At 47.2% G+C, this 2,065-nt stretch carries 1 rRNA gene; it reads left to right on the top strand.

The annotated features are described in order from the left end of the window. The first annotated feature begins 513 nt into the window (after nt 1-513). Nucleotides 514-2,053, top strand: a 16S ribosomal RNA gene (locus ACS8E3_RS12955). The last annotated feature ends 12 nt before the right edge of the window (nt 2,054-2,065 follow it).

The raw sequence follows: 2,065 nt of genomic DNA, 5'->3' as shown, positions 1-2,065 counted from the left end.
AAAATAAACTAATTTAGTTCTTGACAAGTTATTTAAAGCGTCTATAATACGCACCTCATTAAGGGACAGAACGAGACAACCTACCAAATAAGGTAGATAAATCAGGTTCTTAGCTTAAGATACAAATTATAAAGATTTAAAATAAAAGCTTGACAAACATAGATAACATGATATGATAGTCAGCTCGCTAGATAGAACGACCTATAAGGGTTTAGCGCTATTTTAGCAAATCAAATATTGCATTACTTACTTACTGGACGACAGAAGTAAGCCACTATTTAAAATCAAAACTAAAGAACAACTTGTGTGGATTTTTGCTGAGACAGAATGCTAAAAATAAAGTTGGTTTGAACTTCTTTTCGGAGTTTATCCTAACTATAAAAATTATCATTTAATCAGCAGAAAAACTCAAAGTTAATTCATTACGAACATAATTTTTAGCGATTTGCCAGATTAGATGAGCCAAGATTAGAAGTCGTCTTACTATTTATAGTGAAGACTTCAAGCAAGATTAAACTGAAGAGTTTGATCATGGCTCAGATTGAACGCTGGCGGCAGGCTTAACACATGCAAGTCGAGCGGAAACGATGGGAGCTTGCTCCCAGGCGTCGAGCGGCGGACGGGTGAGTAACACTTAGGAATCTACCTAGTAGTGGGGGATAGCTCGGGGAAACTCGAATTAATACCGCATACGACCTACGGGAGAAAGGGGGCAACTTGTTGCTCTCGCTATTAGATGAGCCTAAGTCGGATTAGCTAGATGGTGGGGTAAAGGCCTACCATGGCGACGATCTGTAGCTGGTCTGAGAGGATGATCAGCCACACCGGGACTGAGACACGGCCCGGACTCCTACGGGAGGCAGCAGTGGGGAATATTGGACAATGGGGGCAACCCTGATCCAGCCATGCCGCGTGTGTGAAGAAGGCCTTTTGGTTGTAAAGCACTTTAAGCAGTGAAGAAGACCATACGGTTAATACCCGTATGCGATGACATTAGCTGCAGAATAAGCACCGGCTAACTCTGTGCCAGCAGCCGCGGTAATACAGAGGGTGCAAGCGTTAATCGGAATTACTGGGCGTAAAGCGAGCGTAGGTGGCTTGATAAGTCAGATGTGAAATCCCCGGGCTTAACCTGGGAACTGCATCTGATACTGTCAGGCTAGAATAGGTGAGAGGAAGGTAGAATTCCAGGTGTAGCGGTGAAATGCGTAGAGATCTGGAGGAATACCGATGGCGAAGGCAGCCTTCTGGCATCATATTGACACTGAGGTTCGAAAGCGTGGGTAGCAAACAGGATTAGATACCCTGGTAGTCCACGCCGTAAACGATGTCTACTAGTCGTTGGGTCCCTTGAGGACTTAGTGACGCAGCTAACGCAATAAGTAGACCGCCTGGGGAGTACGGCCGCAAGGTTAAAACTCAAATGAATTGACGGGGGCCCGCACAAGCGGTGGAGCATGTGGTTTAATTCGATGCAACGCGAAGAACCTTACCTGGTCTTGACATATCTAGAATCCTGCAGAGATGCGGGAGTGCCTTCGGGAATTAGAATACAGGTGCTGCATGGCTGTCGTCAGCTCGTGTCGTGAGATGTTGGGTTAAGTCCCGCAACGAGCGCAACCCTTGTCCTTAGTTACCAGCGGGTTAAGCCGGGAACTCTAAGGATACTGCCAGTGACAAACTGGAGGAAGGCGGGGACGACGTCAAGTCATCATGGCCCTTACGACCAGGGCTACACACGTGCTACAATGGTAGGTACAGAGGGCAGCTACACAGCGATGTGATGCGAATCTTTCAAAGCCTATCGTAGTCCAGATTGGAGTCTGCAACTCGACTCCATGAAGTAGGAATCGCTAGTAATCGCGGATCAGAATGCCGCGGTGAATACGTTCCCGGGCCTTGTACACACCGCCCGTCACACCATGGGAGTTGATTGCACCAGAAGTGGATAGCCAAACCTTTTAGGATGGCGTTCACCACGGTGTGGTTGATGACTGGGGTGAAGTCGTAACAAGGTAGCCGTAGGGGAACCTGCGGCTGGATCACCTCCTTATAGACGGCATTC

It is taken from the genome of Psychrobacter sp. 2Y5, from assembly GCF_051847375.1.
Taxonomy (GTDB): domain Bacteria; phylum Pseudomonadota; class Gammaproteobacteria; order Pseudomonadales; family Moraxellaceae; genus Psychrobacter.
The sequence above is the reverse complement of the archived record's forward strand: the minus strand, read 5'-3'. Positions and strand labels throughout refer to the sequence as shown.